Here is a 26331-nt window from a genome sequence, read left to right on the forward strand (position 1 = left end):
CTTCGGCGCGCTGGAATCGGCCCTCCGAAAATCAACTCTTCAGGAAGAGATCGTCGATGTCGCCGGACACCGCGACCTTGCCCTGCGCGAGCAGCGCCCGATGCTTGTCGAGCCGCTTCAGATCGTAGAGATAGTTGACCATCAGGCCGTAGGACTGCTTCAGTCCCTTCGGCGAGGGATCGCCGGCCCAGTTGAGGCGCTCCACACGCGCGCCGTTGCCGAGATGGAAGCGCGCGACCGGATCGACCGGCTTGCCGTCAGCGGTCGCGCGGCCGAGGTATTCGGCAGCCGAATTCAGCAGCAGCTGACGCACGGGCGACTTGGCGTCGAGCGCGCTCGTCTCCTCGGCTGCGGCCAGAAAGCGCTCGGCCGTGGGCGGCAGGGAGCCGACCACGCGGCCCAGCTCGGTCGCGCGTTTTTCGTCGAGCCGCTCCACCATGCCGGCCGCGTGCTTGGCGAGCCATCCGCGAAACCCCGGGATCGGCGACAGCGTGGAGAAAGTCTTCAGGCGCGGCAGTTCTTCCTGCAGCGTCTCGACCACACGCTTGATCAGCGAGTCGCCGAAGCTCACTCCGCGCAGGCCGGTCTGGGTGTTGCTGATCGAATAGAAGATGGCGGTCGTGGCCTTGTCCGGCTTGACCAGCGCCGCCGCTTCGTCGAGCAGTGGGACGATGCCTTCGCTGACGCGATCGACCAGCGCCACCTCCACGAAGATCAGCGGCGTGTTCGGAAGGCGCGGGTGGAAGAAGCCGTAGCAGCGGCGATCGCTGTCGAGCCGGTTCTTGACGTCGGCCCAGCTCTTGATGTCGTGCACGGCCTCGTACTGGATCAGCTTCTCGATCAGCGAGGCCGGCGAGTCCCAACTGATACGGCGCAGATCGAGAAAGGCCACGTCGAACCATGTCGAGAACAGGTGCTCGAGCTCGGCGTCCAGCTGCAAGAGCCTTCGGTCACCCTTGAGGTGCGGCAGCAGTTCGGCACGCAGGTCGACCAGAAAGCGCATGCCGTCGGGGTCGATGGCAAAGCGCTGCAGCAGGCGCGCTCGCGGCGAGATGAGCGCGCGCCGCAAGTGCACTTCGGCCTGACCCTCGTCGGGCGTGCCGACCGCAGCCCCGTGCTGGTCGCGGGCATCGCTGAGCTTCTGTACGTCGGGCGCGAAGCGTTCGCTCATGAGCAGCCAGATGTCGCGCCGCTCGTCCAGGTCGCGGCCGGCGTACCACTGCACGACCGCATGGGCGCGGCGACCGGCCTCGACCTCGCTCACACGCGGGTCGACGACTGCCTGCAGTTCGACCAGCGCACGGCGCAACGCGCGGGGCGCAAGCGCCTCGCCATTGCGGCGCAGCGTCGCTTCGAGTCGTTCGGACAACGGTCGAGGGCCCGAGGTGGACGCAGTCTTCTTTGCTTCCGGGGCGCTTCCCGGGCGCAGGCGCGAAACGCCGCGCGTGATCCAGTCGCTGGCATTCATGAAATGAGCTTCGCCTTCTGTTGGAGCGCGACGGCCCGCAGGGCTTCGCGCTGACGGTTGAGATGGGTGCGCATGGCGGCCTCCGCGCCGTCGCTGTCGCGCGCCTTCAGCGCGGCGAACACGGCGAGATGCTCCGAGAGGCTCTGGTCGAGCCGCCCCGGAGCATGCAGTTGCTGCAGTCGCGCAAGCTTGAGGATCTTGCGCAGATCGCCGATCACCTGCGCGAGCCAGCGGTTGTCGGCCAGCATGATGATGGCTTCGTGGATCGCAAAGTTGGTGGCGTAGTACTCGTTGATGCGTTTCGCACTCGCGTTCTTCGCGAGCCTGACGTGCAGCGTTTCGAGCGCTTCGAGGTCGGCATCGCTCGCATTGCGCGCGGCCTCCCAGGCGCAACGCCCTTCCAGCAGCGCAATCACCGGAAAGATGTCGTCCAGGTCGCGCTGAGTGACCTCGGCCACGAAGCAGCCGCGCCGCGGTTCATGGCGCAGCAGCCCCTCGGCCGTGAGCACCTTCAACGCTTCGCGCAGGGGCGTGCGCGAAATCTCCAGCCGCTCGCACAGAGCCGCCTCATCGACAAAACTGCCCGGCGCCATCGCCCCGGCGAAGATCTCCTCGCGGAGGGTGGCGGCTACTTCGTCGTGCAGGGAGTTGTGGACGAGTCGCATGGCGAGCGATCAGGCGATTTGGGCCGGCTGTGATTTCTGGAAATTATGCGTAATTATCAGAAGCCCGCGACCGCGAGCAACGCATTTTTCGTTCGGAGATACCCTGCCGCGGGCCGGCGCTCAAACTCGCGCGGTCGCCGCACTTCTCTGGGCAGGCGCACTGACATAGAGCCATACGCCGAACACGATCATCGGCACGCAGAGCCATTGCCCCATGCTCATGTTGAGCGCGAGCAGGCCGAGGAAGTCGTCGGGCTCACGGAAGTATTCCGCGATGAAGCGCATCAGCCCGTAGCCGATCAGGAAGACGGCCGACACGCGGCGCTCCCGGCGTTCCTTGCGGGCATAGAGCCATAGCAGGACGAAGAGCAGCAATCCCTCGAGCAGGAACTGATAGACCTGCGACGGATGGCGCGGCAGCATCGACTCGCTTTGCGGGAACACCATGCCCCACGGCAGATCGGGGCTGCTGAAACGGCCCCAGAGTTCGCCGTTGATGAAATTGCCGACGCGGCCGGCGGCCAGCCCCGTGGGCACGCAGGGCGCTACGAAGTCCATCACCTGCCAGAACGGCCGCGAGCGCGAGCGTGCGAACCACACCATCGAGGCGATCACCCCCAGCAGCCCGCCATGGAAGCTCATGCCGCCCTGCCAGACAAAAAAGATTTCGAGCGGGTGCGTGAGATAGAAACCCGGCTTGTAAAACAAGCAGTAGCCCAGCCGGCCACCGACGATCACCCCCATCACGCCCAGGAAAAGGATGTCTTCGAGGTCCTTGCGGGTCCATGCGCCCGGTCGGGTGATGGAGCGGAATGGCTCGTGCTTCAGCCGACGCGTGCCGAGAAAAAAGAACAGTGCGAAGGCGGCCAGATAGGTCAGGCCATACCAATGAATGGCGACGGGCCCGAGCTGCAGGGCCACGGGGTTGATCTGCGGGTACATGAGCATGAACAGATTAAAACACCCCCGGGCTCGCGCACTTCGTGTCGCTCTCCACCCCTTGCAGGGGGCGATACCGGCGGACCGACGTTGCCGGATCCGCGGTATTCCTGGACTCTCAAGTCCTGATGAAATTGATGAAGCGCGTCAGGGCGGGGTTGTCGATGTGCGACGGCCAGACCAGGCTCGTTTCGCAGTTCGGTAAGGGTGCAGCGGTTCGACGGCGGGCTGCGGGCTCGAACTCGCTGGCGGCGCGATAGACGACCCCCGACCGCCTGAACTGCATGACGCTTTCGGGCACCCAGGCCACGCCGAGGCCGCCCCAGACCAGGTTCACGATGGTCTGCATCTGGATGGCTTCTTGCGCAACTTCGGGGGTTCGCCCTGCTGCGTGGTAGAGGCCGAAGATCGTGTCGTGCATCGACGGCACGATGCGGCGCGGAAAGATCACGAGTGGCTCGACCAAGGCGTCGGCGAGGCACACCTTGCTCACCTTTGCGAGAGGATGCTTTGCCGGCAACGCCAGGACCAGTGGCTCTTCGGACACCGACAGCCGCTCCAACCCCGGCGGCGCGAAGCCGGGCGAATGCAGCATCAGGCCCGCATCGATCTCACCGCGCGAAAAGGCCTCGAGTTGCACGTCGCCGGTGGCCTCGACCAGTTCCAGCGCGACCTCCGGACACTGGATGCGGAACTCGCGCACCCAAGCCGGCAGGCGCTCGAAGCCGATGGTGGATACGAAGGCAAGCCGCACGCGTCCGACCTCGCCCGCCGCCGCCGCCTTGGCGCGCGCCGGGAGGGCTTGCGCACGGGCCAGCAGTTCGCGGACGTCGGGCAACAGCGCCTCGCCGGCCGGCGTGAGCGCCACCCGGCGTCGCGTGCGGTCGAACAGCACGACACCCAGCGTCTTCTCGAGCTGCGCGATGGCCTGCGTGACCGGCGGCTGCGTCATGTGCAGGCGCTGGGCAGCGCGGCCGAAATGCAGTTCTTCGGCGACGGCGACGAACTGGCGCCAGGCGCGCAAGTCGATCCATGCTTCTTTCATATGCGAAGCATATCAATCAGACACAAAAAACGGATTGGAACCAATCAATCAATCGTCCGATACTTGGCGTCCCCGATTCCCGACCCACGAGACACACGATGGACACCAAAACGATCCAGATCAACCGCCGCAGCGCCAACATCGTCGAAGGCAAGAGCCGCGCTCCCAACCGCTCGATGTTCTACGCGATGGGCTACGAGGAAGGCGACTTCAAGAAGCCGATGGTCGGCGTGGCGAACGGCCACAGCACGATCACGCCGTGCAATTCGGGCCTGCAGAAGCTGGCGGACGCGGCCATCGCCGGCATCGAGGAAGCCGGCGGCAACGCCCAGGTGTTCGGCACGCCCACCATCTCGGACGGCATGGCGATGGGCACCGAGGGCATGAAATACTCGCTCGTGAGCCGCGAAGTCATTTCCGACTGCATCGAGACCTGCGTCGGCGGGCAGTGGATGGACGGCGTACTGGTCATCGGCGGCTGCGACAAGAACATGCCCGGCGGCCTCATGGGCATGCTGCGCGCCAACGTGCCCGCCATCTACGTCTACGGCGGCACCATCCTGCCGGGCAGGTACAAGGGCCAGGACCTGAACATCGTGAGCGTGTTCGAGGCGGTTGGCCAGAACGCCGCCGGCAACATGAGCGACGAGGAACTGAGGGAAATCGAGATGCGCGCGATCCCGGGCACGGGCTCCTGCGGCGGCATGTACACGGCCAACACGATGAGTTCCGCCTTCGAGGCGCTCGGCATTTCGCTGCCCTACTCGTCGACCATGGCCAATCCGCACGACGAGAAGGCCAACTCCGCCAAGGAATCGGCCAAGGTGCTGATCGAGGCGATCAAGAAGGACATCAAGCCGCGCGACATCGTGACGAAGAAGGCCATCGAGAACGCGGTGTCCGTGATCATGGCGACCGGCGGATCGACCAACGCGGTGCTGCACTTCCTGGCCATCGCGCACACGGCCGGCGTGGATTGGTCCATCGACGACTTCGAGCGCATGCGCAAGAAGGTGCCCGTGCTATGCGACCTGAAGCCCAGCGGCAAGTACCTCGCCGTCGACCTCCACAAGGCGGGCGGCATTCCGCAAGTCATGAAGGTGCTGCTGAACGCGGGACTCCTGCATGGCGACTGCATCACCATCACCGGCCAGACCATCGCCGAGGTGCTGAAGGACGTGCCCGACCAGCCGCGCGCCGATCAGGATGTAATCCGCCCGATCAGCAATCCGATGTACGCCGAAGGCCACCTCGCGATCCTGAAAGGCAATCTCTCGCCCGAAGGCGCGGTCGCGAAGATCACCGGCCTCAAGAACCCGGTTATCACCGGCCCGGCACGCGTGTTCGATGACGAGCAGTCCGCCTTGCAGGCCATCCTCGACGGCAAGATCAAGGCCGGCGACGTGATGGTGCTGCGTTACCTCGGCCCGAAGGGTGGTCCCGGCATGCCGGAAATGCTGGCACCCACCGGCGCGCTGATCGGTGCGGGTCTTGGCGAGAGCGTCGGCCTCATCACCGACGGCCGCTTCTCCGGTGGCACTTGGGGCATGGTGGTCGGCCACGTCGCGCCCGAAGCCGCGGCCGGCGGCACGATCGCGTTCGTCAACGAAGGCGACTCCATCACCATCGACGCCCATCAGCTCAAGCTTGAACTCAACGTCCCCGACGCCGAGATCGCCAAGCGCCGTGAAGGCTGGAAGGCCCCCGCCCCCCGCTACACCCGCGGCGTGCAAGCCAAGTTCGCCTTCAACGCCTCCAGCGCCAGCTCAGGCGCAGTGCTCGACAACTTCTGAACTGGAGCGCGCCTTCCAGGAATACCGCGGATCCGGCTCAGCCGGTCCGCCGGTATAGCCCCCTGCAAGGGGGTAGGCGAATCGACACGAAGTGCGCGCAGCCTGGGGGTGTGCCTATTTCCTGCGCAGCGTCCCGAGCTTGCTCCGCTGGCGATCGATGCGTGCCTGCCGGCGCGCGTTCTCCCGCTCGACCACCTTGCGCTTGGTGTAGCCGGACGAGTCAGCCCATGCCCACCACGCGATCGCCAGAGCGAACGGAATCAGGACGATCCACCAGCTCCATGTGGCGACCGCGCCGACCTCGAGCAATTTGAGAGCCACCCCGAGCAGGCCCAGCATCAGAAACCACATCGCGAACTCCTCCGTTATTTGCGCAGACGCGTGGAAAGCGGTGTGCACCGCGTTACCTACAATCGCGTTGGATCGACTTTAACGCACCGACTCGATAAGACCCCATGAAAAAAGCACTTCTGCTTGCCGCATTGAGCCTTGGCTGTGCCGCGCCCGCTTTCGCCGACCTGGCCCTCGCCACTTCGAAGAACTGCATGAGCTGCCACGCGGTCGATCGCAAGGTGCTCGGGCCGTCGTTCAAGGACGTGGCCGCGAAGTACAAGGACGACAAGGGCGCCGTCGACATGCTCGCCACCAAGATCGTGAAGGGCGGCTCTGGCGTCTGGGGCCAGATACCGATGCCGGCGAACAACCAGGTCAGCGAAGCGGACGCCAAGAAACTGGCCGCCTGGGTGCTGTCGACCAAATAGGCGTAGCGCGCTCAGACCGCTGGCGGCATGCCTGCCGCCGACGCCGAGGCCCGGCGATCGAAACGGTCTTCCAACTGGCCGATATGGGCAGCGATCGTGTTGTCCGATTGCTCGGAGCGCATCTTGAATGCCGTCTCGAGCTGCTCCACCCGGGCGAGCAGCGCGGCGTGCCGCTCGGCATTGCGCGCCATGTGGGCGTTCTCCTGCGCCTCCAGGAAATTGCGCAGTTCCGTAAAACGTGAAGCCTCCGCCTTGTCGGCGAGATCGCGCTGGGCCTGCATCTCCTTGGTGTGACGGCGCGTCTCCATCAGGATCGAACTTTGCAGGTACACGATGTAGGCCACGAAGAAGATGCCCAGCAACGCCGTGAGCCCCAGCATGATCAGTCCGAATGGAGCGGTGACCTGCATGAAGCCGATCGACATGGCGGTGGGCGTGACAAGCAAACCCCAGTTCAACGCCGCCAGCGCCACGATCAGCAGCACGACGACCAGCAGCACACCGGTTCTCAGTCCCATGATGTTGTCTCCTCTGGACGATCAAATGGGCTGTTTGTAACGCATCCCCGCCATCCGCCTTGTCGGACGGGGGCGCGGACGGCGAAATCAGTACGCCTGGCCGAGCTGTTCGAGGATGGCCGGGTTCTCCAGCGTGGAGGTGTCCTGCGTGATCGCCTCGCCCTTGGCGATGCTGCGCAGCAAGCGCCGCATGATCTTTCCGCTGCGCGTCTTCGGCAGGTTCTCGCCGAAGCGGATGTCCTTGGGCTTGGCGATGGGGCCGATTTCCTTGGCCACCCAGTTGCGGAGTTCGGCGGCGATCTGCTTGGCCTCGTCACCACTCGGACGACCGCGCTTGAGCACGACGAAGGCGCAGACCGCTTCGCCGGTGAGATCGTCCGGCCGGCCGACGACCGCAGCCTCGGCCACCAGATCGGTCTTGGCAACGAGCGCAGATTCGATCTCCATCGTGCCAAGGCGGTGGCCCGACACGTTGAGCACGTCGTCGATGCGCCCCGTGATGCGGAAGTAGGCCCGATCGGCGCTGCGCACGGCGCCATCGCCCGCAAGGTAGGTCGTGCCGCCCATCTCTTCCGGGAAGTAGCTCTTCTTGAAGCGCTCGGGATCGTTCCAGATCGTGCGGATCATCGACGGCCACGGCCGCTTGATGACCAGCATGCCCCCGGCGCCGTGGGGAATGTCCTTGCCGGTCTCGTCGACGATCGCGGCCATGATGCCGGGCAGCGGCAGCGTGCACGAACCCGGCACCAGTGGCGTGGCGCCCGGCAAAGGCGTGATGACGTGGCCGCCGGTCTCGGTCTGCCAGAAGGTGTCGACGATCGGGCACTTCTCGTGGCCAACGTTCCGGTAGTACCACATCCAGGCTTCGGGATTGATCGGCTCGCCCACCGTGCCGAGGATCCGCAGCGAAGACAGGTCCCAGTTCTTCGGGTGTACCTTTTCGTCGCTGTCGGCGGCCTTGATGAGCGAACGGATCGCAGTCGGCGCGGTATAGAAGATCGAGACCTTGTGCTTTTCGATCATCTGCCAGAAGCGGCCCGCATGCGGGAAGGTCGGGATGCCTTCGAACACCACCTGCGTGGCGCCGGCCGCCAGCGGGCCGTAGGCGACGTAGGTGTGGCCGGTGATCCAGCCGATGTCGGCGGTGCACCAGAAAATGTCTTCCGGACGGATGTCGAAGGTCCAGTCCATCGTGAGCTTGGCCCACAGCAGGTACCCGCCGGTCGAATGCTGCACGCCCTTGGGCTTGCCCGTCGAACCGGAGGTGTAGAGGATGAAAAGCGGGTGCTCCGCGCCGACCGGGACCGGGGCGCACTCGGTGCCCTGCCCCTTGAGCGCCTCGTCGAAGGTCTTGTCGCGGCCAGCCACCATGTTGCAGGGAGTCGCGGTGCGCTGGTAGACCAGCACGGTCTTGATCGACTCGCAGCCGCCCAGCGCGATGCCGTCGTCCACGATGGCCTTGAGCGGCAGTTCCTTGCCGCCGCGCAGCTGGAAGTTGGCAGTGATGACCGCCACGGCACCGGCGTCGATGATGCGCTCCTGCAGCGCCTTGGCCGAGAAGCCGCCGAACACCACGCTATGGGTCGCGCCGATGCGGGCGCAGGCCTGCATGGCGATGACGCCCTCGATGGTCATCGGCATGTAGATGATGACGCGGTCGCCCTTCTGGATGCCCTGGGCCTTCAGCGCATTGGCGAATTGCGAGACGCGCGCCAGGAGTTCCCTGTACGTGACCTTCGTGACGGCACCATCGTCGGCCTCGAAGATGATCGCGGTCTTGTTCTCGACCTGCGTGCCCATGTGCTTGTCGAGGCAGTTGGCCGAGGCGTTGAGTTCGCCGTCGTCGAACCACCTGTAGAAAGGCGGATTGGATTCGTCCAGTGTGCGCGTGAAAGGCTTGCTCCATACGACGTTGGCGCGCGCCTGACGGGCCCAGAAGCCTTCGAAATCGTCCGACGCTTCCTTGCAGAGGGCGTCGTACGCGGCCATGTCCGCGATGCGCGCGCCCTTGCTGGCACGCGCGTCGGGTGGAAACACGCGGTTTTCGACCAGGACGGATTCGATCGTGGAAGCGCTGCTCATTCGTTGTCTCCTGTACCTACGTTCACTACGGCCGGTAATGTGGGCGTCCGCACTTACGGATCACTGACGGAGCATGTTAACGATAGGGGCCATGCTACCGACGCCGGCATGCGGCCCCTAGAATCGCGCCTTTCCCACCGATTCGCATCGATGTCCAACACCGACCCCCTCCTACCGCCCACTGGTAAGACTTCGCCGCTACGCCCGTTGCCCAACCTGATCTTCGCTAGCCGATGGCTGCAGCTGCCGCTGTATCTGGGGCTCATCGTCGCGCAGGGTGTGTACGTCGTGCATTTCCTGGTGGAACTGCTGCACCTCGTGGAAGCGGCTTTCGGGAGCAAGGACGCGCTCGAGGCGCTGGTCACCAGCATCGGCTACAAGACCACCGCGCCCGTCACCTCGCTCAATGAGACCGTCATCATGCTGGTGGTGCTGGCGCTGATCGATGTGGTGATGATCTCCAACCTGCTCATCATGGTGATCGTCGGCGGCTACGAGACCTTCGTGAGCCGCATGAACCTCGAAGGCCATCGCGACCAGCCGGAGTGGCTGAGCCACGTGAACGCATCGGTACTGAAGGTGAAGCTCGCGACGGCCATCATCGGCATCAGCTCGATCCACCTGCTCAAGACCTTCATCAACGCGGACAACTACACCGACCGAGTGCTGATCGCGCAGACCGCGATCCACATCACCTTCCTGCTGTCGGCCATGGCAATCGCGGTCACCGACCGGTTGATGTCGCCCGGCCCTTCCGCCGACCACTGAGTCCGGTCGGGCGGTAACCGATCACCGCCCGGTCATATTCTCGGGAATCACCCACTGATCGAATTGCTCGGCGGTCAGGTGTCCCGAGGCGATGGCCGCATCGCGCAGGCTGCTGCCTTCCTTGTGCGCCTTCTTCGCGATGAAGGCGGCCTTGTCGTAGCCGATATGGGTGTTGAGCGCCGTCACCAGCATCAACGAGCGCTGGACCAGTTCGGTGATGCGCTCGCGGTTCGGCTCGATGCCCACCGCGCAATGGTCGTTGAAGCTCACCATGCCGTCCGCCAGCAGGCGCACGCTTTGCAGGAAGTTGTGCGCAACCATCGGGCGGAACACATTGAGCTCGAAGTTGCCCGAGGCGCCGCCGATGTTGATCGCGACGTCGTTCCCGAACACCTGGGCCGCGAGCATCGTGACGGCCTCGCTCTGCGTCGGATTGACCTTGCCCGGCATGATGGACGAGCCGGGCTCGTTCTCCGGGATGCTGAGTTCGCCGATGCCGCTGCGCGGACCGCTCGCGAGCCATCGCACGTCGTTGGCAATCTTGGTCATGCTCGCAGCGAGAGTTTTCAGCGCGCCATGCGCATGTACCATGCCGTCGACGCTCGCCATCGCTTCGAACTTGCTCGGCGCTGTGATGAAGGGCAGGCCCGTGAGCCTCGCCAGTTCGGCTGCTACCTGCTCGGCATAGCCCTTGGGCGCATTGAGGCCTGTGCCGACCGCCGTGCCTCCCAGCGCGAGCTCGCACAGGTGCGGCAGCGTCGCGCGCACGTGCGCCTCGCCGTGCGCAAGCTGCGCCACATAACCGGAGAACTCCTGGCCCAGCGTAAGCGGCGTCGCGTCCTGCAAATGGGTGCGGCCGATCTTCACGATGTCTGCGAAGTCCTTCGATTTCTTGTCGAGCGTGGCGCGCAGTTTGACGATGGCGGGGAGCAGCTTGTGCGTGATCGCGTCGACCGCCGCGACGTGCATGGCCGTGGGAAACACGTCGTTCGACGACTGGCTGCGGTTGACGTCGTCATTCGGGTGTACCAGCCGCCCTTCTCCGCGCTCGCCGCCAAGCAGTTCGCTGGCGCGGTTGGCGAGCACTTCGTTGACGTTCATGTTGGTCTGTGTGCCAGAGCCGGTCTGCCAGACAACCAGGGGAAATTCATCGTCATGTTTGCCGGCGATGACCTCATCGGCCGCCGCCACGATGGCCTGGGTCTTTTTTTCATCCTGCAGGCCCAGCGCATGGTTCACCACCGCCGACGCACGCTTGACCTGCGCCAGCGCCCGGATGATCTCGCGCGGCTGTCGCTCGCCGGAGATGTCGAAATTCTGCAGCGAGCGCTGCGTTTGCGCGCCCCACAGCTTGTCGGCAGGCACTTCGATGGGGCCGAAGGTATCGCGCTCGACGCGGGTCTTGGGTGTAGTGCTCATAAGGCCTGATCCTTACTTGACGAATGAAGATAGCACAAGGCTATCCAGGACGCTGTCGGACAGGCACGAGCCGCGGCGGGGATAATTGCGGGGTTTGTCCGCCACCCACCCCCACGAAATCGCCATGACCATCATTCAGCAAGCCGACCTGATCGAGTCGGTTTCCGCCGCGCTTCAATACATCAGCTACTACCACCCGACCGACTACATCGCGCACCTGGCCAAGGCCTACGAACGCGAGCAGAGCCCCGCGGCCAAGGACGCGATGGCGCAGATCCTGACCAACAGCAAGATGAGCGCGACCGGGCACCGCCCGATCTGCCAGGACACGGGCATCGTCAACGTGTTCCTCAAGGTGGGTATGGACGTGCGCTGGGGCGGCTTCACCGGCAGCCTGGACGACGCCATCAACGAAGGCGTGCGCCGCGGCTACAACCATCCCGACAACATGCTGCGCGCCTCGGTCGTGGCCGATCCGCAGTTCGACCGCAAGAACACCAAGGACAACACGCCGGCCGTGATCTTCACGGAGATCGTGCCCGGCAACACCGTTGAAGTGACCGTCGCGGCCAAGGGCGGCGGCAGCGAGAACAAGAGCAAGCTCGCGATGCTCAACCCCGGCGACAGCATCGTGGACTGGGTGCTCAAGACCGTACCGACCATGGGCGCGGGGTGGTGCCCGCCCGGCATGCTGGGCATCGGCATCGGCGGCACGGCCGAGAAGGCCACCCTGCTCGCCAAGGAAAGCCTGATGGACGACCTCGACATGCACGAGTTGCAGGCCAAAAAGGCCTCGGGCGCGGAACTCAGCAAGGTCGAGGCGCTGCGCATCGAGCTGTACGAGAAGGTCAATGCGCTCGGTATCGGCGCGCAGGGCTTGGGTGGTCTCTCCACCGTGCTCGACGTCAAGATCAAGATGTACCCGACGCACGCGGCCAGCAAGCCGGTCGCCATGATCCCGAACTGCGCGGCGACGCGCCACGCGCATTTCGTGCTCGATGGCTCCGGCCCCGTGTACCTCGAAGCGCCCTCGCTGGACCTCTGGCCCAAGATCGACTGGGCGCCCGACTACAACAAGAGCAAGCGCGTCGATCTCGACAAGCTCACGCCCGCCGAAGTCGCGAGCTGGAAGCCGGGCGACACGCTGCTGCTGAACGGCAAGATGCTCACCGGTCGCGATGCGGCGCACAAGCGCATCGCCGACATGCTCGCCAAGGGCGAGAAGCTGCCGGTGGACTTCACCAACCGAGTGATCTACTACGTCGGCCCGGTCGATCCGGTCGGCGACGAGGCCGTCGGCCCCGCCGGCCCGACCACCGCCACGCGCATGGACGGCTTCACCGAAATGATGCTCGCCCAGACCGGCCTGATCGCCATGATCGGCAAGGCCGAGCGCGGCCCGGTCGCCATCGAGTCGATCAAGAAGCACCAGAGCGCCTACCTGATGGCGGTCGGCGGCGCCGCATACCTCGTGAGCAAGGCGATCAAGACCGCCAAGGTGGTCGGCTTCGCGGACCTCGGCATGGAAGCGATCTATGAATTCGACGTCGTCGACATGCCCGTCACGGTGGCGGTCGACGCCGGCGGCACCAGCGCCCACATCACCGGCCCGGCCGAGTGGCAGAAGCGCATTGCGAGCGGCGAGTTCAAGACGATCGCGCTGCAACCGGCCTGAGCATGACGCCGGTCGGCAATCTCATGAGCGCCGATCGTCCGATCGGCGTGTTCGACAGCGGCGTTGGGGGCCTGAGCGTCCTCAACGCGCTGCGTGAGGAGTTGCCGCACGAGCGGTTCGTCTACTTCGCGGACACCGCCCATGCGCCGTACGGGGAGCGCGGCGACGCCTTTGTCGGCGAACGCAGCGGCGCTGTCGCGCGGTATCTGCTGGAGACTCATTGCATCAAGGCGTTGGTCGTGGCGTGCAACACCGCGACGGCGGCTGCGATCCACCGGATTCGGGCGGATCACCCGACGCTGCCTGTGATCGGTGTCGAACCCGCCCTCAAGCCTGCGGTGGCGCTGAGCAGGACGGGGCACATCGCGGTCATGGCAACGCGCGTGACAGTCGAGAGCCGCAAGTTCGCGACGCTGCGGGCTTCGCTCGCCGGGGAGGCCAGCTTCCACATCGTGCCCTGCGACGGGTTGGCGGGTGCGATCGAGCAGTCCGACGTGCCGAGAATCGCGGCCCTGTGCGAGCAGTACACGGGTGCTGCGGGTCGCTACGGGAGCGATGCCGGGCAGATCGACACCCTGGTGCTCGGCTGCACGCACTACCCCTTCATCGCCGACGAACTGCGGCGCCAAACGGGCGATGCCGTGCGCTTCATCGACACCGGCCTGCCGGTGGCGCAGCAGACGCGCCGGCTTCTCGGCCAGGCGGGACAGCTCGCGCCGGTAGGCAACGGTGCCGTGTTGCTGCTCAGCAGCGCAGCGCCCGAATCGCTGGACGCGGCCGCATCGCGCTGGCTGGCGCTGGCCGCCGGTCCCGCAAGCCTTGCGCAAGCCGCCGTCGTGGCGACCACCTGACGCCACGTATGGTCCGCAGATTCCTCGCCGCCGGCCTTCTGGCCGCCTTCTGCATCGCAGGCCACGCCGCGTGCGATACGGGCCTCGCAGAGCGCATGCACGCCAAGCTGCACCCTCAGCGTGCGCTCGACCACGAACGCGCCGTGTGCGACCCCTGGCGGGGCTTGCCGGGCCGCTTCATCGTTGTGCTGCCCATGCCACGGCCGTCGTCCGAGCCAGGCGCCGCGCAGTTCGACCTCGACGTGCTGGTGGTGCAGCAGGCCGACAACGGCAACACGGAGCGCGCCAAGATCGTCAGCCGCCTCTTCGAGGAATCCGCGTTGATCGAGGACACCGTGCGCATCGGCGAGATCAAGGTCGATACGGCGCGCTACACGCTAGCCGCAGATGCGCGCGCCTTCGGTGTGCGAATTCTTCGCCAGGGCTCGTCGCGCGCCAATCCCTATTCCGAGGAAACGCTGACGCTCTACGTACCGCAGGGCCAGAAGCTCGCCAAGGTGCTCGACGCCCTCCCGGTGACACTGGAACGCGGTGAATGGGACACCAACTGCACCGGCAACTTCGAGACCGTCCGCGGAACCCTGTCGGTAGCGCGCGGCAGCACGCACAGCGGCTATGCCGACCTGATCCTCCGCGAGGCGCGATCGAAGAGCCGCTCCGCGCCCCAGGGAGAGGAATGCGCGACGCACGAGCGGGCACCGACCTTCAAGTCGAGCGTGCTGCGCTACGACGGGGCGGGCTACCGCGCCTCCAAGGCCGTCGCGTCCGACTAGCGCCGGTGGGATTTCAGCGTCAGGCGCGCAAGGCCGCCTCGCGACCGCGCCGCATGTCGATCGGCAGCAGAAGCAGCAGCCCGGCGACGAACAGCGCCGCCGTCGAAAGGATGGCGATGCGCTGGTTGCCCCCGGTCATCCAGGTGATGGCGCCGTAGCTCAGCGGACCGATGATGCTGGCCAGCCGCGTCGCGAAGGTCCAGAGCCCGAAGAATTCGGCGAGTTGGCGCGGTGGAGCGAGAACGCCAGTCATCGCCCGCCCCGCCGACTGACTCGATCCCATCGCCAGTCCGGCGATCGAAGCAGCCCACCAGAAGCCGCCTTTCGTCGTCACCGAGGCCGCAATCACGCACACGGCGATCCAGGCCACGAGCGTGCCCGCAAGCGAGCGCTTGTGGCCGAGCCGATCCTGCCAATAGCCGAACACGAACGCCCCGAGCGCCGCCGCGATGTTGAGCACGAAGATCAGCACCATGGTTTCGCTCGGGACGAAGCCGATGACCTGCTCGGCGTAGATGGCTGCCAGCGTGATCGCGACAGCCACCCCGCCCTGGTAGCAGACGGTGCAGGCCAGCAGCCACATGAAGTCGCCGTAGGCACGTGCCTCGCGAAAGGTGCTGCTCAGTTGCAGCCAGGCGCTTTGCTCTTCACCGCGCTTCTGCGGCACGGCGCGTTCAGGCAACAACACAAAGGTAACGCAGGCGGCCAAGCCGTAGATCGCAGCCGTGATGAGCATCGTGACCGGCACGAAGTGCGCGGCCGGCAAGCCCTGGGCCTGCGCCGAGAGCACGTAGGCCAGACACAGGCCCAGCGCGAGCATCCCGCCGATGTAGCCGAAGGCCCAGCCCCAGCCACTGACCTTGCCCATGCCTTCGGCCGTCGCGAGTTCGGGCAGGAAGGCGCCGGTGAGCGACTCGCCATACGAATAGAAGGTGTTGGAAATGATCACCAGCACCATGGCCAGCGCGACGGCGTAGGTGCCGCCTAGGCGCGGCGTGAGGGCCAGCGCCGCGGTGCCGACAACGCAGCCCGCGGTGACGATCATCAGCACCCGCTTCTTGGCGGCGTGAAGGTCGGCCCAGGCGCCGATGGCGGGCATGGTGAGCATCACGATCGCGTACGAGATGCTCAGGGCCATCGTCCATGCAAAAGGACCCCAGGGCGCTCCCTTCGCGATACCGCCGACAAAGTACGCGGCGAACACCGCGGTGATCACGACGGTGGTGTAGCCCGAATTGGCGAAGTCGTACATGGCCCAACCAAAGACCTCGCGCTTGCGCACGCCGGACCGGAGGGCAGATTGGGGGAAAAGGGCCAAGCAACGTCTCCTCGAACACGTTGCCGAGCATAGCGGAGCGGCCTGACCGCCCCTGTCGCGCCGAACTTAGTGCAGGTGTCGCGGCCGGCGTCCACCGCCGTGGCCGCCGCTACCCGCACCACCGGTGCCGCCACGCGGCCGCTTGCCGATCTCGAGCGAGTTCACCAGCGCATCGAAGCGATCGCCGAACAGCTTGTCGATCTCGGCGACCACGCCGCCGAGTTCGGCGCCGTCGAAGTGGCGCTCCATCAGGTTGACAACGTCCTCGACCAGCAGGTCGCGCTGCACTTGCATGATCGCGGCGGGGTTGGGTCCGACGAAGAGCATCAGGAAGTCGTCGCGCGATTCCTCGTCGGGGTCGCCCTCTTCCTCGTCGAAGTCGGTGTCGTAGAAAGTGACTTCGAGCGCAGCACCCTGTTCCGCGAGTTCGTTGAGCGCCATGCACATCTCGTCGAGCGCCTGGCGGAAATCCTCGTCGCCAGCGACCGTCCAGCAAATCTGGAGCATGTGGTCTTTCTGCTCGAAGCGGATGCCGGGCTCTTCTTCATAGACGCTCGTCGCGCCATCGGCCAGCGAACGCGCGCCGGCGTATTTCCAGAGCGGCTTGAGCGCTTCCTGGATCTGCTCGAAGCTCACATCGGAACGCAGCGGCACATCGCCGTGCACGTGGATTTCGAACGGAGCGTTATAACGAGGCATGTCTTGCTCCCTTGTAGTGTGGTGGTGCCCGGAACCGGGGTCGAACCGGTACGCCCCTTATGCAGGAAGCGGCGGATTTTAAGTCCGATGTGTCTACCAATTTCACCATCCGGGCGTCCGATCGGACGTTGACGATACCCCAAACAAAAACAGCCCCGACAACGTTGGTTGGCGGGGCTGCGTTTTTTTGAGTACCGAAGGCAGGTGGAGGCGCGACCCGGAGTCGAACCGGGCTAGACGGATTTGCAAGCTATTTTGAGCAATTTCCGGTCTGGCGCTGCACCAAGGGGCACGCAATTATATACAGTCATTTGCAGTCCGATTATTTGGATAACCAGTCTGTTGAACCGGAGAAGTTGGATCGGAGGGCCCTAAGCGGCGGAAAGCGGGCGCCCCCAGGGAACGCCCCGGTGAGCCCGTAGGAGCCGCGCACAGACGCCAGGCAGGGGTTGGTGCAGGGGTCAGTCCGAAAGCGGCTGAGAACGAGCAACGCTCAGAACATGCTCGGCAGCGTCCAGATGAGCGCCGCCCACGCCAGAGCCACGAGGACGAATAGCACGACGATGATCCTGTTGAGCATCACTTCAGGATAGCCGCCCCAGCGGGGGCGGGGTGCACGCGCGTCGGGGGGGAATGCTCCGACTGGGCCGCGAACCCTCGTCCGGGCTGGGTCGAGCGGGGCGCACCGCGGCGAATGTGGCGCTTTTTGTGCGGCCGCTCCGGGCCGGCGCCGCGCCGGCGATTTGGGCGCCCTTTGGCGATCGGCGGGGGTTGGGTGGGGGTCAGGCAGAAAGGCGCGTGGAGGGCCGGAAACGGGGCTTGGTGAGCCTCGATGGGCGGCGGTGGATTGGGCTTGGAACAGGGGGTGGTGCGGCCGGCCTAGAACCACGTACGTGTACCGCGTAGTCGCCGGGATGGACTGGACAATTCTTGGTGCTCATCATCGTGTCAGGGGGCACGCTGTTCATGCGCCCGAGGTAAACCATGCCTACGGTTGTGAGTGTCTGTCTCGCTGACCCTCGCGATCGGGTGTGGATCGAAGCCGCGCTTGCTCGCAGCGCAGAGTTGGTCTTTGTCGATGGCGGCCCCGACCTTCTCGCGAGATTGCCGCGCGGACCCGGACACTGCCTGATCCTTTCCTGCGACGAGGACGAGACGGCCACCCTCCAATTGGTGCGCGATCTCAGGAGCTCGGGCAACACGCTGCCGGTCATTGTTCTGGGGCCGCACACGACGTTTCGCACGGCAGTGGATATCGCTCGGCTGGATGCCACTGAGTTTCTTGAACGACCGGTCGCCGTACGGCAGTTGCGCGCGGCTGTGCGTCGGGCCGGCGCACTCGGGTAACGAGTCAAGTCCGGCCCTGCGCCAGGAAGCTCATGAGCTCATCGGTCTTGGCGTCCTCGTTGGCAAGGACGCTGGCAAGGTGAGCCCGCGCCGTGGGCGAGAAACCTAGCTCCGAGCCGAGCGTGCGCAGCTGCTCCGTCATCCGGCGGTACTCACGCATCAATGGGTTGAGCACCAAGGCGTTGTGTGCGGCATCTCGCACGAGCACATGACCGCCGCTGCGGTTGAACAGTTGCAGCACCTGTGCGCGCAGCGCGGCCGTGACCGCGAAGCCGGCGAAGATTTCGCGGTCCGCGCTGGTCAGCAGGCCGACGGGTGCGAGCCTCGCTATCGCCATCCAGGCCTGGCGCTGTGCTTCGCTGAAGTCCTCCGGGGGATCGCCCAACGCATCAAGCACCTGTGCCTCGTGCTGGGCCCGGCGGCGCGCATTCGTTCCCAGCTTGCCACCTGAGTCGACCAGGTGCAGCGCGGTTGACTTTGGTGGTCGGCCCTTCATGGGATCAGCGCAGGACGCGCTCGGCCCGCGCGACCGCGAGTTCGGCCATCGCGCGCTGGCTGGCCTTCTTCGCGATCACCGGCAAGGCCTTCTTGCACGTCAGTTCCAGCACGTCCAACAAGAACCCCTTGGTGACGTACTCCTGCGCGCCGGTGGCCGGCGCGGGGCGCGCCTGGCGTCGATCGGTCTTCGAGATGTTTAGGGCCAGGTCATAGGCCATGTCCGGGCGGTTTAGCGAGACGCGCTCGCTGATGCCATCGGGCGTGTTCACCAAAAAGTGATCCGACATGCGCCGGATGCTGCGGGTGATGTATTGCTGGGTCATGCTCGGACTCCCTTGTGCTGTGGCTTCCCGGCGGGCCTGGCCGCCTCCGCGGTGCGGCGCTGGACTTCCTGCGCCTCCGTTTCAAGAATCCGCTTGGCGATCGAGCGGGCGCGCTCGTCATGCTGAAGCAGGACAGCGCGAGCGAGTTGGAGACTTCTAAGGCGCGTCCCATGCAGAGCTCGTGGCATGTCGCTCACCACAGCACGCCGGTCAACACAGCGATGGCACCAGTCGCGCCGCACCAATTCATTGGCCAGATCAACCTGAAGCTCGTCACAGCGGTCTGCCAGCCTGACCTCAACGGCACCGCTGCAGACACGTCCTCTGCCACGGCGCTAGCGTCGGCTTCTTCATGCAGCAACGCACCAGACGCCGATTCGAAGCGCGGCGGGTCCGCAGCGATGGCGACGCCGCTGCCGTCGAGCAGCATGACCTGGCCGGGTGGCACATCGGGCGATGAGACGACCTCCAGGCCCAAGAATGTCCGGTTCACCTGCATCTCAAGAAAAATCTGCGTGAGCGTGGTCGCGCTGCCGGAGCGCATGACCCATCGCGTGGTGGCCGGGTTGCCATAGCCGGCGGCCAGCAGCACGTCGAGGCGACCTCGCAAATCCGCTGCGATGGCGGCTGCATCGACGCCCGTTGCCACAGCCGTGTCGACGCCGTAGCCAAGGCCGGGCGGCCTTGCGTCATCGCCTGCAAGGGAATCAAAGATCAGCGAGTCGATCGTGCGGCTGGTGTCGCTGATGGCGCCGACGCGAATCAATTCCGCCAGCACGTCATCACCTGCGGCTTCGACCATTTCGGTCGTGGCACTCGCGAGGACCGCCAAGCTGCGCGGCTCCAGCGATTTGCTGCTCAAGCTCAAAGCGCCGACCCTGATCGGTTCGCCCTCTTTGCGGAATGCGCCGCCGAGACTCTTGCCCGGCACCCTCGTCGGTATGCGCAGCTTGCCTCTGTTTGCGAACTCGAATTTCACGACTGGCAATTGCACGAACGCGTTGCCATGTTGGCCCAACAAGTCGAACAACGCGACCAGGTCTTCACTGACGAGTACACCGGCCCATTCGGGCGTGGAGCTCATTGCGACTGGTTGATGGCCGCGCGCGACAACATCGACCGTCCGCAAGATGCCCGAAGCGTCGCGCTCCCCGTCGTGCCTCGCCAAAAATGCAGCCTTCACGGATAAACCAGTCGCACCTGAAGTGGCCACGACGCCGGCCGCGCGCAGCAATCGTGCGACGGGGCGCTCAGGCGCAGCGCGCACAGCAAGGGCGGCGTTCACGATTGCACCTCGCTGTGCAGCAGGGAGATGGTCGATACCGGGCACAGTGGAGTGATCACGGGCGGCTGGTCGGGCAGTTCCTCGGCCTTGCGGCGCAACTCATCGCGCCGGCGGCGCGCCGCTTCGCTCTCATCGGGCGGCTCGCGCAACTTGCGGCGCAATGCTTGTCCCAAGCTCTCGTCGTTGTCATCGTCGGGCCACCACACGCGGCGCGGGCGCCTTGCATGGATGGGGACGAGGGATCGGGGGGTTGCGCGCGTAAGCGCATAGGCAGGCGTATCAACACAGAGCATGGCATCTCCTCGGGTTAAGCCTGGCCGGATTTAATGCACCGAGGAGGGAGCTACCGTTGCCAAAGGGGGCAAGCAAAGCGTAGTCGCATGGGCCACCGAGATCAAGGTGCCACGCCGAGCGGCGCATGTGGGTGCGCGTGGCCATTTCCCTCAGCGGCCGTCGCTACACTCGCGGCCATGCTCAATCTCGCTGGAATCGCAGTGCAAGTTCTTGCTGCCCTCTACATCGTGGTGCAGGCTTGGCGGACCACTCGGGCACTGTCGACGTACAAGAGGATCACCATCGACAACACGGAGCTCATCGTTGGACAGATTGCCGAAGAGATGAGAGGTCAGTTTAAGCACCAGCTTGCCGGATTCACCGTGCTCGCGATCGGCGCGGCGCTGCAGGCGCTGGCGGGGCTGTAGCTCACGAGATCGTGCAGCGCTCAGGGCTTCCTCGCCGGCGACGCGCGGTACAGGGCTTTCTGCAGCGCCCGTGCCGCAGCGCCAAAGCTCCCGGCTCGCAGCTGCTCGAGGTCGATCCCGCGGTGCTTGCCTGACAGTTCCTCGCGCGGGCGCTGCTCTCGTGCGCCTGGCGGTGGACGGCCACGCTTGTTCGTCATGCTCATGGTTGTTCATTGTCAGCTGCGACGTCGGCGCGCATGATTGTTTCGCGGCTACATTTGCGCCCAACAGCGCGTAGCCGGAGTGAGGAAGCAGATGAACATTTACCCATCCGGGGAAGACCCGGGCGGCCCGTTAGCGCCTGCCGAGTGGACGATGAGCGTTAAGCAGGAAGGTAAGGGAGCAGGCACTTACTACGTCGCGGAGTTGAGGCGTAGCGGCCAGCACGTTTGCCGGCTCTGCCTGATGGGCACCTCGAGCGGAGAGGAAGAAGCCCGGCGCGCGCTCGCGCTCAAGGCTCGGCATTGGATAGCCGACTATCTGAGTCGGCCCCATACGGGCACTACTGAGTTCGGACCGCTGATCTGATCGGCAGGAGGTCGGACCGAAGTGAAAAGGGGACCGGGGGCCGTAGAGTCTCTGCTGGTCAATGGTGCTGGGGCACGCGCATCAAATTCGTGTAGCCCTCGGGCAGGTACTTCTGGAGGTCCTTCTTGATGTAGTGAGCCGCGCCCAGGCGCTCGCACTGCTCGATCATTCGATGCGTATAGCTCTCCCAGTCGGTTCGCCCGGTCATGGGCAGGTAGTTCGCCCGGCCGATCTTCCAGAGGTCGACGAACCCATGCGCCTCCTGCACGATCGCCAGCGACGACTCGACATCGAGCGTCGGCTCAAGGCTCACCCACGTGAAGATGCCCTTCGAGTGAAAGCGCTTCAACGCGGCCAGCCGATCGCCAGGCAGCGCGGCCCCGCGCTCCCACTTGAGCGAGAACGCATCGTCCAGGCTCGTCAGCGTCGAGGCGAAGGCATCGCGGTCGCGCCGGAACAGATCGATGTCTCGCAGCGAGCGCGTGCCGCCCTTCGTCAGCGTGCAGAACCCGAGGTCGTGTTCGGCCAGGACCTGGAGCGTCTCGCGGGTCGCGCTCGTGTCGCCTGGGTGGTACGGGTCGGTCGTGAACGAAAGCATGACCTGCCCATGCAGGCCCGCGGCCTGGTAGCGCTTCGCCTCGCGGCGCAAGTTGTCGAGGTAGCCGGGCCGCAGGGTCGCTCCCTTGTCGAACTCGGCCCGGTCCATGCGCAGCACGCTTGGCACGTAGCAATACGCGCAGCCGTGGCCGCAGCCGCGGTACGGGTTGGTCGCCAGTGGCGAATATTCGCCAGCCTGGCCGCGCGGTGCGTAGATCGTCTTCGCACTGGCCAGCGCCTGGCCGTGGCCGTCGTCGACCTGGTCGTCGGCGTCCAATTCAACAATTGCAATTTGCCTATTCATTCAATTCGCCAATTCAATTCGATTACCGCCAATCGCGGCAATTCAATTTTAATTCAATGGGTCTTCAATTCGAGTGCTGCGGCAATTCAATTCGCGGCGCAATTCCAATCCGTCGCATTTCGTCGGCACCGGTTTGCGCCCGCATAGGGGTTTGCGCCCGCATTGCGCCCGCATTTCCTGAGTTCGCAATCCCATGCAAGCGCACGCCCTGAGCCACAGCGAAGCGCGTGCGCCCGCATGCGCTGGGGGGTATAGGGGGGATGCGAGCGCGCGCGCACTTTTTGGCGCGTCTCGACCGTTGCGGGCGCAGTGCCGATGCGCTCGCATCCGGCGTCGATCCACATGCGATGCGGGGCGCAAAAATGGTTCCGTCGGGCACCGGGGTTCATTGCTCAAGCTCGGCATAGCCCGACTCCGTGAGCGTCCAGCGTTCGCGCTTCTTGCGCTGCTCGTCCGTGTAGCGTTCGACGACCAGCAGCTCGCGCTGCTGCAGGACGCGCAGGACGCGTGACAGTCCGCTCATGGTTTGCAGTCTGGGCGGCAGCTGGACGCCCATGTCCCGGAACACCTTCGCCGCGTTGTTGTTCGCCGTGACGCCGGGCGCTATGCGCTGCCCGGTTGTGTGCGCTTCGGCAAACGCGGCCAGCACCTTGCGCTGGTCGTCGACAACCTGGTCGTCGCTCTGCACGGCCGCTTCGCTTGTCTCGTCGGGCAGGATGACGCCGTGAACTTCGCTCCAATGGAACTGCAGCCCGATGCGGTCGGGCGCTGCATAGTTGCCCTTCGCGCGCTTCAGGACGTACGGCGCTGAAGGCGGCGCATCCTCGTCGGTCCCAGCGTTGTCGGTGCCAGGCTTGCCGCGCGTCAACTCCAATCGGCTGCGCACGCTGTTGTGCCACGCGGTAGTGCCGCTGTACTGCTGGCCGCTGGCATTGCTCGCGCTGGCGGTGCGGTTGACGTGCGCCAGCAGCAGCACCGCGCCTCTGTCGGGGACCGGCAGCAGGTGCTGCAGAGAACGCACGAAGGCTCGAACGGCAGCGCGGTTGATCTCGTTGGCTGCGAAGGTGTCGGACGCGTTGTCGATCGCGACAACGTCGATGCTGTGCTTCGCCATCAGGGCGCGCAGTTCTTCATAGGTGCGCGTCAGTCGACCGACGGTCGCTTGCTTCTCCACGAACAGCTCCGGGTCCTCGAGCGCGCCTGCGTTGATGACGAACAGCCAACCGTCCAGCGTGACAGGTGGGATGCCGAGCGCGGCGCAGTACTGCTGCACGCGCCAGTTCAGCACCGGCAACCCGTCTTCGCACGAATAGAACAGCGCGCGCCGGGGCGGGCGGGCGGGCATGCCGAACACTGGCAAGCCTGCGGCAATGCAGATCATCACGTACAGGCCGATCTGCGACTTCCCGCCGTCGCCATGCGCGGCCAACAAGGTCACGCAGCCTTCGGGCAACCAGTCGGCGATGACGAATGCCGGCGGGGGCTGCCGCTTGTTCGCGAGTTGGATCAAGTCGAGCGTGTTCGCCAGTAGCCGATCCGGCTCTTCAGGTCGAGGCGTCTGCTCCGGATAGATCACGCTGCGCTCGGCGAGCTCGTCACGGCCGTTGAGCAGTCCGACGCGGTGCGCTTCAAGTGGATCTAGCGGCGCGCGCGATCTCGGCGGCTTGCCCGCCTTGTCGATGCGCGCAGTCTGCTTGGCGAGCGTGTCGTGGTTCATCGCGTGATCCATTCGTGAATGTTCTGCACGCGGTTGGCGCAGGTGCACAGGCGCGCGCGGTCGTCGTCCGAGAGCGCGACGCCCTGGGCCATGTTGCCCGCGCAGATCGCGGCAAGGGAAAGCTCAAAGGCGCACACGCTCAAGGCGTCGCGTGCGGTGAACGGCATCGGGTTCGCCGGAGCCGGCCGGCCGTCGTCGACCCACGCGCCGAGCGCCTTCGCGGCCATCACGAAGTCGATGCCGTCGACCTGCATCAGATAGGCGACGACGTCGCCGCCGGCCTCTTGGCAGTTCATGCACTTGAAGGCGCCGGTGCGCACGTTCACGCGCATCGAGTCGCTGCCTTCGTGGAACTCGCACCTGGTGGTGCGCCACAGCTTGCCGGGCAGCAGCTTCAGTCCGCGGTGTTCTTCGTAGAACGTCACGGGGTCGGGCAGGCGGGCGCGGTCGTAGCTCATCTCGACTTGTCCAGTGCGTCCAGGTCGATGACCTCGGCGTCGTACCGCTTGCGCGCCAGCGTCCAGCCGGGATACCGCTGCGCGATGGCTGCGGCCAGCAACTCGCGGTCGACCGGCGCGCGCCACGTTTCGAGATCGCCAGCGGCGGAAGAGTTGGAAGACTTCTCACCGGCGAGAAGCGTTCCAACTGGTCCAACACCGGAAGGGTTGGAAAACGCCCCATCGTGGGAAGTGTTCCGACTGTTCCGCAGGCTGATGCCGATGTACCAAACACCGTTGGAACGTCGCTTGGTGATGCCTGCGACACGCGGGAGCAACGTGCCGAATTCCGCAATATCGGGCGCACCAAGGAAGTCATTGGGGCCGTACGACACGCCATAGCGCACGACCGACGAATTCGGGCCGTCTCGCGGCAAGGCACGGAACCAGTGCCGGAAGTCTTCGTACAGCACCCCGCCACGCTCACGGCCATCGAGCACGCAGCGCCCGGCAATCCAGTCGTCTAGCCAATGGGTACGGCTCATGACTCGACCCCCAGGCGTTGAGCAAAGGCACGCAGGTCTTCCAGGTCGGCGCAATAGTGGGACAACTGCCAGCGCGAGACGATGAAGGCGCCACCGGGCAACTGGACGAGCTCATGGCCGCGCAGGACCAGGTCGGCGCGCAGCCGGGCGAGCAGGGCGCCAGCGTCGGCGCGCGCGTGCGGTTCGAGGTTGCCGTCGCTCATGGCATTTCCCCCACGAGCACCGGCACGCTGTTCGGCCGGCCCAGCACCTGGTCAAACTCAGTCAATGCATGGTGCGCTGCGCGGCCGATGGCCGGCACCATCTCTTCACGCTCGTCGGGCGTCGGCTCGCGCGGCGTCCAGGTGGTGGTGAACCTGCGGAAGCGCAGCCTCGGATGCAGTAGCTGATATTCGCGCCACGGACCCAAGTCGTGGAACCGAAGCTGGAACGCGCCGATGCGATAGCTGCGAGATGCGCGCTGGCACCAGGGCAGGATGTTTGCAGTCGCCATGGTTGAGGTCTCCATGGCCGGCAGCGGTGGTTGGGCAAGCTCAGGCGTTACGATGACGCCTCTGTCCTTTCCAGAGCTTCGGCCGGCCCACCATGCCGGCCTTTCTTTTTATGCGTTCGCTGCCTGGTCGACCTTGCGCGGTCGGCCCACTGGCCGCCCCGTGGGCGCACGGCGCGGCGCGCGCTCGCCTGTGCGGCGCGCCTCTGGGTCGAGGGGCGCCTGAATGAGCCTGGGCAGCGCATCGACAATGCGCTCGCTGTCCAGCAGCAGGCCGTTGGGCGTCTCTACCGCGAGGCCTTCATCGAGCAGCTGCTGCTTGCGAGTGGTGACGAACCAGTTCGCGCTGTTCGCGGAACGAAAGAGATTCGGGAAGCATTCGACGAGCCAGGATGGCCGGCGAAGTGCCTGCAGGAACTGCTCGCGTGTGCGCGGATCGGGCGCGCTGCGGGTGGTCTTTCTCATGGGGTGCATCCCTTCGCAATGACAACAAATTGACAGCGCCGTGCCAACGGCAATGGCAATGGTTGCGCGCCACAGCGGGCTCGTACAAGAGGGAAAATTTTTTGCGGCGCGTGGCGCGCTGCCGGCGAAAAGGCAGCTTCACCTTGCTGATACCTCCATATCCACTCATGCACACGGGTGCTCACTGAATCTCACTGCGCGGACCGCCGGAAAAAATTTTTCACTGCTGCGTCAATGGTCGAGGCGCCGATGCGGTTTTATTGCAATGCGTGTGCGATCGT

General features: G+C 65.3%; 30 protein-coding genes and 1 tRNA gene. 8 read left to right on the forward strand and 23 right to left on the reverse strand.

Annotated elements, in window-relative coordinates; all coding sequences use genetic code 11:
* Positions 1 to 31: 31 nt before the first annotated feature.
* The 4 genes from QTI24_RS06465 to QTI24_RS06480 form a co-directional block, all read right to left on the reverse strand.
* Entirely contained in the window at positions 32 to 1468 is a 1437-nt protein-coding gene (locus QTI24_RS06465) for a malonyl-CoA decarboxylase (RefSeq protein WP_286599096.1), read from the reverse strand.
* Positions 1465 to 2133: a GntR family transcriptional regulator gene (locus tag QTI24_RS06470; RefSeq protein WP_286599097.1), complete on the reverse strand. Its 669-nt coding sequence runs from the start codon at positions 2131 to 2133 to the stop codon at positions 1465 to 1467. Before QTI24_RS06470 ends, QTI24_RS06465 begins: the two co-directional genes overlap by 4 nt.
* A gap of 120 nt (positions 2134 to 2253) precedes the next feature.
* On the reverse strand, positions 2254 to 3081 hold the full coding sequence (gene lgt, locus QTI24_RS06475; RefSeq protein WP_286599098.1) for a prolipoprotein diacylglyceryl transferase: 828 nt from the start codon (positions 3079 to 3081) through the stop codon (positions 2254 to 2256).
* A 109-nt stretch (positions 3082 to 3190) separates the two neighbouring features.
* On the reverse strand, positions 3191 to 4117 hold the full coding sequence (locus QTI24_RS06480; protein WP_286599099.1) for a LysR family transcriptional regulator: 927 nt from the start codon (positions 4115 to 4117) through the stop codon (positions 3191 to 3193).
* A gap of 98 nt (positions 4118 to 4215) precedes the next feature.
* Between QTI24_RS06480 and ilvD the strand changes: the two genes are divergently transcribed.
* Positions 4216 to 5910, forward strand: a complete 1695-nt coding sequence (gene ilvD, locus QTI24_RS06485) for a dihydroxy-acid dehydratase (protein WP_286599100.1) — start codon at positions 4216 to 4218, stop codon at positions 5908 to 5910.
* Positions 5911 to 6024: 114 nt separating this feature from the next.
* Here the strand turns inward: ilvD and QTI24_RS06490 are convergent, their stop codons facing one another.
* Positions 6025 to 6261, reverse strand: coding sequence for a TIGR04438 family Trp-rich protein (locus tag QTI24_RS06490; RefSeq protein WP_286599101.1), 237 nt, complete (start codon positions 6259 to 6261; stop codon positions 6025 to 6027).
* 104 nt (positions 6262 to 6365) lie between these two features.
* On the opposite strand from QTI24_RS06490, the gene QTI24_RS06495 reads away from it, so the two are divergent.
* Positions 6366 to 6671 (forward strand): c-type cytochrome, encoded by a 306-nt coding sequence (locus QTI24_RS06495; RefSeq protein ID WP_286599102.1) that lies wholly within the window; start codon positions 6366 to 6368, stop codon positions 6669 to 6671.
* 11 nt (positions 6672 to 6682) lie between these two features.
* Here QTI24_RS06495 and QTI24_RS06500 read toward each other — a convergent pair whose 3' ends face one another.
* Positions 6683 to 7189 carry a LapA family protein gene (locus tag QTI24_RS06500; RefSeq protein ID WP_286599104.1) on the reverse strand — a complete coding sequence of 169 codons (507 nt, stop codon included), beginning with the start codon at positions 7187 to 7189 and terminating at the stop codon, positions 6683 to 6685.
* Positions 7190 to 7276: 87 nt separating this feature from the next.
* Positions 7277 to 9271, reverse strand: a complete 1995-nt coding sequence (gene acs / locus QTI24_RS06505; RefSeq protein WP_286599106.1) for an acetate--CoA ligase — start codon at positions 9269 to 9271, stop codon at positions 7277 to 7279.
* A gap of 150 nt (positions 9272 to 9421) precedes the next feature.
* On the opposite strand from acs, the gene QTI24_RS06510 reads away from it, so the two are divergent.
* Complete coding sequence (locus QTI24_RS06510) at positions 9422 to 10039, forward strand: YqhA family protein (RefSeq protein ID WP_286599107.1); 618 nt, start codon at positions 9422 to 9424, stop codon at positions 10037 to 10039.
* A 21-nt stretch (positions 10040 to 10060) separates the two neighbouring features.
* On the opposite strand, the gene fumC is transcribed toward QTI24_RS06510, so the two are convergent.
* Entirely contained in the window at positions 10061 to 11458 is a 1398-nt protein-coding gene (gene fumC / locus QTI24_RS06515; RefSeq protein WP_286599109.1) for a class II fumarate hydratase, read from the reverse strand.
* A 124-nt stretch (positions 11459 to 11582) separates the two neighbouring features.
* On the opposite strand from fumC, the gene QTI24_RS06520 reads away from it, so the two are divergent.
* The 3 genes from QTI24_RS06520 to QTI24_RS06530 are packed head-to-tail and all read left to right on the forward strand — an operon-like array spanning position 11583 to position 14757.
* The gene (locus QTI24_RS06520) at positions 11583 to 13133 is read left to right on the forward strand and encodes a fumarate hydratase (protein ID WP_286599112.1); all 1551 of its coding nucleotides are present in this window, start codon (positions 11583 to 11585) and stop codon (positions 13131 to 13133) included.
* Positions 13134 to 13156: 23 nt separating this feature from the next.
* Entirely contained in the window at positions 13157 to 13984 is an 828-nt protein-coding gene (murI, locus tag QTI24_RS06525; RefSeq protein WP_286599113.1) for a glutamate racemase, read from the forward strand.
* 8 nt (positions 13985 to 13992) lie between these two features.
* The gene (locus QTI24_RS06530) at positions 13993 to 14757 is read left to right on the forward strand and encodes a PA3715 family protein (protein ID WP_286599114.1); all 765 of its coding nucleotides are present in this window, start codon (positions 13993 to 13995) and stop codon (positions 14755 to 14757) included.
* A 19-nt stretch (positions 14758 to 14776) separates the two neighbouring features.
* Here QTI24_RS06530 and QTI24_RS06535 read toward each other — a convergent pair whose 3' ends face one another.
* From QTI24_RS06535 to QTI24_RS06545, 3 genes are all read right to left on the reverse strand, one after another.
* Positions 14777 to 16075, reverse strand: coding sequence for an MFS transporter (locus QTI24_RS06535; protein ID WP_286599115.1), 1299 nt, complete (start codon positions 16073 to 16075; stop codon positions 14777 to 14779).
* 66 nt (positions 16076 to 16141) lie between these two features.
* On the reverse strand, positions 16142 to 16774 hold the full coding sequence (locus QTI24_RS06540; RefSeq protein ID WP_286599117.1) for a DUF6806 family protein: 633 nt from the start codon (positions 16772 to 16774) through the stop codon (positions 16142 to 16144).
* Between the two features lie 22 nt (positions 16775 to 16796).
* Positions 16797 to 16889: transfer RNA gene (locus tag QTI24_RS06545), tRNA-Leu, on the reverse strand.
* A 914-nt stretch (positions 16890 to 17803) separates the two neighbouring features.
* Between QTI24_RS06545 and QTI24_RS06550 the strand changes: the two genes are divergently transcribed.
* Positions 17804 to 18121 carry a DNA-binding transcriptional response regulator gene (locus QTI24_RS06550; protein ID WP_286599119.1) on the forward strand — a complete coding sequence of 106 codons (318 nt, stop codon included), beginning with the start codon at positions 17804 to 17806 and terminating at the stop codon, positions 18119 to 18121.
* 4 nt (positions 18122 to 18125) lie between these two features.
* Here the strand turns inward: QTI24_RS06550 and QTI24_RS06555 are convergent, their stop codons facing one another.
* The 4 genes from QTI24_RS06555 to QTI24_RS06570 all read right to left on the reverse strand — a co-directional run bounded on the left by QTI24_RS06555 (position 18126) and on the right by QTI24_RS06570 (position 20520).
* Positions 18126 to 18617 carry a phage terminase small subunit P27 family gene (locus QTI24_RS06555; RefSeq protein WP_286599121.1) on the reverse strand — a complete coding sequence of 164 codons (492 nt, stop codon included), beginning with the start codon at positions 18615 to 18617 and terminating at the stop codon, positions 18126 to 18128.
* Between the two features lie 4 nt (positions 18618 to 18621).
* Positions 18622 to 18942, reverse strand: coding sequence for a hypothetical protein (locus QTI24_RS06560; protein ID WP_286599122.1), 321 nt, complete (start codon positions 18940 to 18942; stop codon positions 18622 to 18624).
* Positions 18943 to 19135: 193 nt separating this feature from the next.
* Complete coding sequence (locus QTI24_RS06565) at positions 19136 to 20227, reverse strand: hypothetical protein (RefSeq protein WP_286599125.1); 1092 nt, start codon at positions 20225 to 20227, stop codon at positions 19136 to 19138.
* Entirely contained in the window at positions 20224 to 20520 is a 297-nt protein-coding gene (locus tag QTI24_RS06570; RefSeq protein ID WP_286599126.1) for a hypothetical protein, read from the reverse strand. The genes QTI24_RS06565 and QTI24_RS06570 overlap by 4 nt, the downstream gene beginning before the upstream one ends.
* Before the next feature lie 201 nt (positions 20521 to 20721).
* On the opposite strand from QTI24_RS06570, the gene QTI24_RS06575 reads away from it, so the two are divergent.
* Entirely contained in the window at positions 20722 to 20928 is a 207-nt protein-coding gene (locus QTI24_RS06575) for a hypothetical protein (protein ID WP_286599127.1), read from the forward strand.
* Positions 20929 to 20948: 20 nt separating this feature from the next.
* Here QTI24_RS06575 and QTI24_RS06580 read toward each other — a convergent pair whose 3' ends face one another.
* The 8 genes from QTI24_RS06580 to QTI24_RS06615 all read right to left on the reverse strand — a co-directional run bounded on the left by QTI24_RS06580 (position 20949) and on the right by QTI24_RS06615 (position 26050).
* A complete protein-coding gene (locus QTI24_RS06580) occupies positions 20949 to 21131 on the reverse strand; it encodes a hypothetical protein (RefSeq protein WP_286599128.1) in 183 nt (60 codons plus the stop codon).
* 422 nt (positions 21132 to 21553) lie between these two features.
* Positions 21554 to 22396: a radical SAM protein gene (locus QTI24_RS06585; protein WP_286599129.1), complete on the reverse strand. Its 843-nt coding sequence runs from the start codon at positions 22394 to 22396 to the stop codon at positions 21554 to 21556.
* Positions 22397 to 22781: 385 nt separating this feature from the next.
* Positions 22782 to 24113, reverse strand: a complete 1332-nt coding sequence (locus QTI24_RS06590; protein WP_286599130.1) for an AAA family ATPase — start codon at positions 24111 to 24113, stop codon at positions 22782 to 22784.
* Entirely contained in the window at positions 24110 to 24571 is a 462-nt protein-coding gene (locus QTI24_RS06595; protein ID WP_286599131.1) for a CHC2 zinc finger domain-containing protein, read from the reverse strand. Before QTI24_RS06595 ends, QTI24_RS06590 begins: the two co-directional genes overlap by 4 nt.
* Positions 24568 to 25095: a hypothetical protein gene (locus QTI24_RS06600; protein ID WP_286599132.1), complete on the reverse strand. Its 528-nt coding sequence runs from the start codon at positions 25093 to 25095 to the stop codon at positions 24568 to 24570. Before QTI24_RS06600 ends, QTI24_RS06595 begins: the two co-directional genes overlap by 4 nt.
* Positions 25092 to 25298 (reverse strand): hypothetical protein, encoded by a 207-nt coding sequence (locus QTI24_RS06605; RefSeq protein ID WP_286599133.1) that lies wholly within the window; start codon positions 25296 to 25298, stop codon positions 25092 to 25094. The genes QTI24_RS06600 and QTI24_RS06605 overlap by 4 nt, the downstream gene beginning before the upstream one ends.
* Complete coding sequence (locus QTI24_RS06610) at positions 25295 to 25588, reverse strand: hypothetical protein (protein WP_286599135.1); 294 nt, start codon at positions 25586 to 25588, stop codon at positions 25295 to 25297. Before QTI24_RS06610 ends, QTI24_RS06605 begins: the two co-directional genes overlap by 4 nt.
* Before the next feature lie 108 nt (positions 25589 to 25696).
* Positions 25697 to 26050, reverse strand: coding sequence for a hypothetical protein (locus tag QTI24_RS06615; protein WP_286599136.1), 354 nt, complete (start codon positions 26048 to 26050; stop codon positions 25697 to 25699).
* Between the last annotated feature and the right edge of the window lie 281 nt (positions 26051 to 26331).

The sequence above is a fragment of the Variovorax sp. J22P240 genome, from assembly GCF_030316855.1.
Lineage (GTDB): Bacteria > Pseudomonadota > Gammaproteobacteria > Burkholderiales > Burkholderiaceae_C > Variovorax.

Excerpts from the sequence above, each read along its gene's own strand:
- QTI24_RS06465 (WP_286599096.1), bottom strand. The coding sequence starts at position 1,468 with ATGAATGCCAGCGACTGGATCACGCGCGGCGTTTCGCGCCTGCGCCCG.
- QTI24_RS06470 (WP_286599097.1), bottom strand. The coding sequence starts at position 2,133 with ATGCGACTCGTCCACAACTCCCTGCACGACGAAGTAGCCGCCACCCTC.
- lgt (WP_286599098.1), bottom strand. The coding sequence starts at position 3,081 with ATGCTCATGTACCCGCAGATCAACCCCGTGGCCCTGCAGCTCGGGCCC.
- QTI24_RS06480 (WP_286599099.1), bottom strand. The coding sequence starts at position 4,117 with ATGAAAGAAGCATGGATCGACTTGCGCGCCTGGCGCCAGTTCGTCGCC.
- ilvD (WP_286599100.1), top strand. The coding sequence starts at position 4,216 with ATGGACACCAAAACGATCCAGATCAACCGCCGCAGCGCCAACATCGTC.
- QTI24_RS06490 (WP_286599101.1), bottom strand. The coding sequence starts at position 6,261 with ATGTGGTTTCTGATGCTGGGCCTGCTCGGGGTGGCTCTCAAATTGCTC.
- QTI24_RS06495 (WP_286599102.1), top strand. The coding sequence starts at position 6,366 with ATGAAAAAAGCACTTCTGCTTGCCGCATTGAGCCTTGGCTGTGCCGCG.
- QTI24_RS06500 (WP_286599104.1), bottom strand. The coding sequence starts at position 7,189 with ATGGGACTGAGAACCGGTGTGCTGCTGGTCGTCGTGCTGCTGATCGTG.
- acs (WP_286599106.1), bottom strand. The coding sequence starts at position 9,271 with ATGAGCAGCGCTTCCACGATCGAATCCGTCCTGGTCGAAAACCGCGTG.
- QTI24_RS06510 (WP_286599107.1), top strand. The coding sequence starts at position 9,422 with ATGTCCAACACCGACCCCCTCCTACCGCCCACTGGTAAGACTTCGCCG.
- fumC (WP_286599109.1), bottom strand. The coding sequence starts at position 11,458 with ATGAGCACTACACCCAAGACCCGCGTCGAGCGCGATACCTTCGGCCCC.
- QTI24_RS06520 (WP_286599112.1), top strand. The coding sequence starts at position 11,583 with ATGACCATCATTCAGCAAGCCGACCTGATCGAGTCGGTTTCCGCCGCG.
- murI (WP_286599113.1), top strand. The coding sequence starts at position 13,157 with ATGAGCGCCGATCGTCCGATCGGCGTGTTCGACAGCGGCGTTGGGGGC.
- QTI24_RS06530 (WP_286599114.1), top strand. The coding sequence starts at position 13,993 with ATGGTCCGCAGATTCCTCGCCGCCGGCCTTCTGGCCGCCTTCTGCATC.
- QTI24_RS06540 (WP_286599117.1), bottom strand. The coding sequence starts at position 16,774 with ATGCCTCGTTATAACGCTCCGTTCGAAATCCACGTGCACGGCGATGTG.
- QTI24_RS06555 (WP_286599121.1), bottom strand. The coding sequence starts at position 18,617 with ATGAAGGGCCGACCACCAAAGTCAACCGCGCTGCACCTGGTCGACTCA.
- QTI24_RS06560 (WP_286599122.1), bottom strand. The coding sequence starts at position 18,942 with ATGACCCAGCAATACATCACCCGCAGCATCCGGCGCATGTCGGATCAC.
- QTI24_RS06570 (WP_286599126.1), bottom strand. The coding sequence starts at position 20,520 with ATGCTCTGTGTTGATACGCCTGCCTATGCGCTTACGCGCGCAACCCCC.
- QTI24_RS06580 (WP_286599128.1), bottom strand. The coding sequence starts at position 21,131 with ATGAGCATGACGAACAAGCGTGGCCGTCCACCGCCAGGCGCACGAGAG.
- QTI24_RS06585 (WP_286599129.1), bottom strand. The coding sequence starts at position 22,396 with ATGAATAGGCAAATTGCAATTGTTGAATTGGACGCCGACGACCAGGTC.
- QTI24_RS06590 (WP_286599130.1), bottom strand. The coding sequence starts at position 24,113 with ATGAACCACGACACGCTCGCCAAGCAGACTGCGCGCATCGACAAGGCG.
- QTI24_RS06595 (WP_286599131.1), bottom strand. The coding sequence starts at position 24,571 with ATGAGCTACGACCGCGCCCGCCTGCCCGACCCCGTGACGTTCTACGAA.
- QTI24_RS06600 (WP_286599132.1), bottom strand. The coding sequence starts at position 25,095 with ATGAGCCGTACCCATTGGCTAGACGACTGGATTGCCGGGCGCTGCGTG.
- QTI24_RS06605 (WP_286599133.1), bottom strand. The coding sequence starts at position 25,298 with ATGAGCGACGGCAACCTCGAACCGCACGCGCGCGCCGACGCTGGCGCC.
- QTI24_RS06610 (WP_286599135.1), bottom strand. The coding sequence starts at position 25,588 with ATGGCGACTGCAAACATCCTGCCCTGGTGCCAGCGCGCATCTCGCAGC.
- QTI24_RS06615 (WP_286599136.1), bottom strand. The coding sequence starts at position 26,050 with ATGAGAAAGACCACCCGCAGCGCGCCCGATCCGCGCACACGCGAGCAG.